Genomic DNA, 5076 nt, shown 5'->3' with positions numbered 1-5076 from the left:
CGCCTGCCCGCCCCCGAGGACTGCCACGTCCCGCCCGAGTTCGACAACCCCGAGGGGCTGGGCATCGCGCGCAGCGTCGACTACCGCTACCCCGGGCGGCCGGGCTGGTTGGACGGCGGGAGGGACGGCCGCCCGTACGCCGAGTTCTGGATGCGCTTCGCCGACGGGCGCGAACCCGACACCCACGCGCTGGCCTCGATGGTGGACTTCGCTCCGCCCGCGGTCCTGGAGATCGGTGAGTTCGCGACGATCACCGTCGAGCTGAGTGTGCACGTGCGCGCCAGGCCCGCCCCGGGGTGGCTGGCCTGCCGGGTCTTCACCAAGCACGTCTCCGGCGGCCTGCACGAGGAGGACATGGAGATCTGGGACGCCACGGGCACGCTGGTCGCCCAGTGCCGCCAGTTGGCCATGCTCCTCTGATCGGAGCCCCCTTGCTGCGGGGAGGCTCTCGGCGCGGGCCGATCCCACGCCGCGCCGAGAACGCTCCCCCTGCCCGGGCGCGGGGCCGCCGACCCCCGCCGGACCGGGCCAGCCGACGGCTGCTCCCGTCACCGCCCGGGTGGCCTGCCCGCCCGGTTCCGGTCGTGGGCCATCGACCGGGCCTCGGTGAGGCCCCGCCCGAGTTCAGACCACCGCGCGGAAGTGCGTGGTCAGGCGCCGGTCCTCGTCCAGGATGTGGAAGGCCACCCCCGGGGGCTGGTCGCGGTCGGCCGCGGGCTCGCCCTCCCAGGGCATGCTCAGCGTCCACGTCACGCCGGGTGCCAGCAGCAGGGGTCGCCCGGCGAAGGTGGACGCCCCGCCGGTGTGGGCGTGCCCGACCAGGATTCCCGCCACCCGCGGGTGGGCCCGCAGCAGCCCGGACAGGTCGTCTGCGTTGTCCAACCGCATGGAGTCGGGCAGCGGGTGGTGGACCCGCACGGGCGGGTGGTGCAGGGCCAGCAGGGCGGGCCGGTCGTCGGGCAGGGCGCTCAGCGTCTCGTTGATCCACACCAGGGTGTCCGTGTCCAGGTGGCCGCCGTCCTCGCCCGGAACCGTCGAGTCACAGGTCAGCACCGCCGCGCCGCCCACCTCGTGCAGCTGGTTGAACGGCTCCTCGGACGGCTCCCGGCCCAGCAGCGACGCGCGCATCCGCCCGCGGTCGTCGTGGTTGCCGGGGCAGACCAGCACCGGGAAGGGCAGGTCCAGCAGCCGGGCCGCCTCGCGGTACTCCGCCGCGGTGGCGTGTTCGGCGATGTCACCGGTGACCAGGAGCGCGTCCGGCTCCTGGGCCAGGCCGCGCAGGTACTCCGCGGTCCGGGCCGCGCGCCCGGTGGTGCGGTCGGTCCCGTCCAGGTGCAGGTCGCTGATGTGGGCGAGCAGGAGCGTCATGGCCGTCCTTCGTCGGTCGCGGTTGCGTTGCGCCCTCCGGGGCCGCGCGGACCTGCCGGTCCCGCCGCGGGGAGGGCGCACGGAACCCGTGCGGCCGGGAGCGTCGGCTTCCGACCCGTGCCCGTCCCAGGCCGTTGACCGGCCGTTTCCCGTCGGGTGGAACGAGGCTATTGCGCGCGCCGCGAGCGGCACAGGGTGGTTGCCCGCCCGCGTTCGGCGGCCGCGGACCCGGCCGGAACCCGGGGCGACCACAACAATCTCCGTGTTCAAAACGACCAGAAGATTTACCGGTCGGCAAACCGTGGGTCATGCTCTCGAAACCGGTGCGGATGCGACCGGCGCCACGGGGCGGTGTAACGGCCGCCACGTTCCCGCCTCGGGCGGTCCGTCGGCCCGCGAGCGCCCGCCCGCACCGCGGACCCGCAGCAACGGAGAGAGCCACCCCATGAGCATCCAGCGCATTCTGCGCGTCGGCGGCGCGGCCGCCGCGGCCGTCGTCATCGGCGCCGCGGCGGTCAACGCCTCGTCGACCGGCGGCGACGGCGCCGAGGCCGTACGCAGCCGACTGACCACGATCGTGCCCGCCGCGCCCGGCGGCGGCTGGGACCTGGTGGGGCGCGAGGCGCAGAACGCCTTCCGCGAGGGGGAGATCGTCGCCAACAACCAGGTGGTCAACGTCCCCGGCGCGGGCGGCACCATCGGCCTGGCCCAGGCGGTCCGCCAGGAGGGCCGGGCCAACATGCTGATGGTGACCGGCACGGTCATGATCGGCAGCATCATCGTCAACAACTCCTCGCACGACCTGGAGGACGTCACCCCCATCGCCCGGCTCGCCGACGACTACGAGGTGGTCGTGGTCCCCGACGACTCCCCGTACCAGGACATGGGCGATCTGGCCGAGGCCTGGCGCGATGACCCGGGCGGGACGGCGATCGGCGGCGGCTCCCTGGGCGGCACCGACCACCTGCTGGCCGGACTCATCGCCTCCGACGTCGGCGTCGACCCCCAGGACGTCAACTACATCGCCTTCTCCGGCGGCGGCGAGGCGCTGACCTCGCTGCTGTCGGGCAGCGTCGACGTGGGCATCAGCGGCTACAACGAGTTCAGCGACCAGATCGAGGCGGGCAACGTGCGCGCCCTGGGCGTCTCCGCGCACGAGCGCGTCGAGGGCATCGACGTTCCGACCCTGGCCGAGCAGGACATCGACGCGGTCCTGCCCAACTGGCGGGGGTTCGTGGCCCCGGCCGGCATCACCGAGGAGGAGCGCGCCGAGCTGACCGCGATCGTCACCGAGATGCACGACACCCCCGAGTGGGCGCGGACGCTGGAGCGCAACCGCTGGGACGACACCTTCCAGGCCGGCGAGGAGTTCGAGGAGTTCCTCGCCCTGGAGACCGAGCGCATCACCACCATCACCGAGGAACTGGGCCTGTCTTGAGTACCGACGCCACCATCCCCACCCGGGCGACGGAGCCCGCCGCCCCGCCACCAGGCGGGGCAGGTCCGAACTGCTGGTCGCCGCCCTGGTGCTGGGCATCGCCGGGTTCATCGCCGTGCAGACCGCCGCCATGCCGGTGCCGCCGGGCACCGAACCGCCCGGCCCGCGCTTCTTCCCCACCCTGGTCGCGATCTTCATGGGCGCCACCGGCGTGGCCCTGGCCGTGCAGGTCCTGCTGCGTCCGGCCCGCACCGCCGAAGCGCCGACCACCGGGGAGAACGCCGATGCCGCCACCGCCGGCACCGACGGGGACGCCCCGGCAGGTGAGGCGGGTCCCGTGCGCATCGACTGGCGCTGCCTGGGGATCGTCGTCGCCTCGCTGACGGTGTTCATCCTGCTGCTCCAGCCGGTGGGCTGGCTGCTGTCCGCGGCGCTGCTGTTCTTCGGCGTCGCCTACGCCCTGGGCAGCCGCCGGTACCTGTTCGACGCCGTGCTGTCGCTGGTGTTCTCCTCGGTCATCCAGCTCGCCTTCGTCGCCGGCCTGGGCCTGAACCTGCCGGCCGGAATCCTCGGGGGCATCTTCTAAATGGACGTTCTCACCAACCTCATGGCGGGGTTCGCCAACGCGCTGAGCCCCGAATACCTGTTCCTGGCGCTGCTGGGCGTCATGCTCGGCACGGCCGTGGGCGTGGTGCCCGGCCTGGGCTCCTCCATGGCCGTCGCGCTCCTGCTGCCGGTCACATTCCACCTCGATCCCACCGGCGCGTTCATCATGTTCGCCGGCGTGTACTACGGCGGGCTGTTCGGTGATTCCACCGCCGCCATCCTGATGAACACGCCGGGGCAGGCCTCGGCCATCGCCACCGCCATCGAGGGCCACAAGATGGCCAAGCGCGGGCGGGCGCCGCAGGCGCTGGCCACGGCGGCGATCGGCGCCTTCATCGGCGCGATCGTGTCCACGGCGCTGGTGGCGTTCTTCTCACCGGTCATCGTGCAGTTGGCGCTGCAGTTCGGCCCCGCCGAGTACTTCGCGCTCACCGTGTTCGCGTTCGTGGCCACCTCCGCGGTGGTCTCGGACTCGGCCGTGCGCGGCCTGATCGCCCTGGGTATAGGCTTGGCCATCTCCATGGTGGGCATCGACGGCCTCAGCGGCGCCGAGCGCTTCACCCTGGGCGTGCCCCAGCTCTTCGAGGGCTTCAGCATCATCACGGTGACCGTGGCGCTGCTGGCGATCGGTGAGGTGCTGCACGTGGCCGCCACCGCCCACGCGGGCGACGCGGCGCGCGGTGGCCTGCGGCGCAGCGGTACCCCCTGGCTGAGCCGGGGCGACCTGCGGCGCACGCTTCCGGCCTGGATGCGCGGAACCCTGTTCGGCCTGCCGTTCGGGTCCATCCCGGCGGGCGGATCGGAGATCCCGACCTTCCTGGCCTACGGCACCGAGCGCAAGCTCGCCGCGCGGCGCGCCCGGCGCGGCAGGGGCGAGGACGAGTTCGGCGAGGGAGCCATCGAGGGCGTGGCCGCGCCGGAGGCCGCCGCCAGCGCCACCGCCGGAACCGCGATGGGCACCCTGCTGGGTCTGGGCCTGCCGACCTCGGCGACCGCCGCGATCATGCTTGCCGCCTTCCAGCAGTACGGGATGCAGCCCGGTCCGCTGCTGTTCGAGCGCGACGGCGACCTGGTGTGGGCGCTGCTGGCCAGCCTGTTCATCGGCAGTGTCATGCTGCTCATCCTCAACCTGCCCTTCGCGCCGCTGTGGGCAAAGCTGCTGCTGGTCCCCAAGCCGTACATGTACGCCGGGATCGCGGTGTTCTCGTCCCTGGGCGTGTACGCGGCCGCGTCGTCCATGGTGGACCTGTGGCTGATGCTGATCCTGGGCCTGGTGGCTCTGATGATGCGCCGCTTCAACATTCCGCTGGCCCCGGTGCTGATCGCGGTCGTCCTGGGCCCGGTGGCCGAGACGGAGCTGCGCCGCGCGCTGGCCGTGGGGCAGGGCGACGTGTCGGTGCTCGTGGACAGCGGGATCACCCTGGGCGTCTACGGGCTGCTGCTGACGATCGGCCTGGTCGTGGCCGTCGGCCGACTGCGCGCCCGACGGGCCGCGCGTAAGGACCACACCCCGGTGGAGGCGGGCCGAGGCTGACTCCTTGGGTTCTAGTGGTGGTTGCAACACCCCAGTTCAAGGGGTGCGATGCACTTCCAGATCCGTAAGAACCGAGTACCACAGGGCCCGAGGAAGCTCTCCGCTGAGCGAGCGGCATACTTGCAGCTCA

5 protein-coding genes are annotated in these 5076 nt (G+C 72.7%); 4 read left to right on the top strand and 1 reads right to left on the bottom strand.

What is annotated here, in order from left to right:
* Window positions 1-420, top strand: a 420-nt coding sequence (locus ABD54_RS25260; protein WP_047872050.1) for a thioesterase family protein, incomplete at its 5' end; no start/stop codon positions are given.
* Between the two features lie 204 nt (window positions 421-624).
* On the opposite strand, the gene ABD54_RS25255 is transcribed toward ABD54_RS25260, so the two are convergent.
* Window positions 625-1368, bottom strand: coding sequence for a metallophosphoesterase (locus ABD54_RS25255; RefSeq protein ID WP_047872049.1), 744 nt, complete (start codon window positions 1366-1368; stop codon window positions 625-627).
* A 445-nt stretch (window positions 1369-1813) separates the two neighbouring features.
* On the opposite strand from ABD54_RS25255, the gene ABD54_RS25250 reads away from it, so the two are divergent.
* The 3 genes from ABD54_RS25250 (at window position 1814) to ABD54_RS25240 (ending at window position 4946) form a co-directional block, all read left to right on the top strand.
* Window positions 1814-2806: a tripartite tricarboxylate transporter substrate binding protein gene (locus ABD54_RS25250; protein ID WP_047872048.1), complete on the top strand. Its 993-nt coding sequence runs from the start codon at window positions 1814-1816 to the stop codon at window positions 2804-2806.
* Between the two features lie 88 nt (window positions 2807-2894).
* Window positions 2895-3392 carry a tripartite tricarboxylate transporter TctB family protein gene (locus ABD54_RS25245; protein ID WP_235432196.1) on the top strand — a complete coding sequence of 166 codons (498 nt, stop codon included), beginning with the start codon at window positions 2895-2897 and terminating at the stop codon, window positions 3390-3392.
* The gene (locus tag ABD54_RS25240) at window positions 3393-4946 is read left to right on the top strand and encodes a tripartite tricarboxylate transporter permease (RefSeq protein ID WP_047872047.1); all 1554 of its coding nucleotides are present in this window, start codon (window positions 3393-3395) and stop codon (window positions 4944-4946) included. It begins immediately after the preceding gene.
* The last annotated feature ends 130 nt before the right edge of the window (window positions 4947-5076 follow it).

This window comes from Nocardiopsis sp. RV163 (assembly GCF_001029525.1).
GTDB lineage: Bacteria > Actinomycetota > Actinomycetes > Streptosporangiales > Streptosporangiaceae > Nocardiopsis > Nocardiopsis dassonvillei.
Note: the sequence above shows the minus strand (reverse complement) of the source record. Positions and strands in the feature narration are given on the sequence as shown.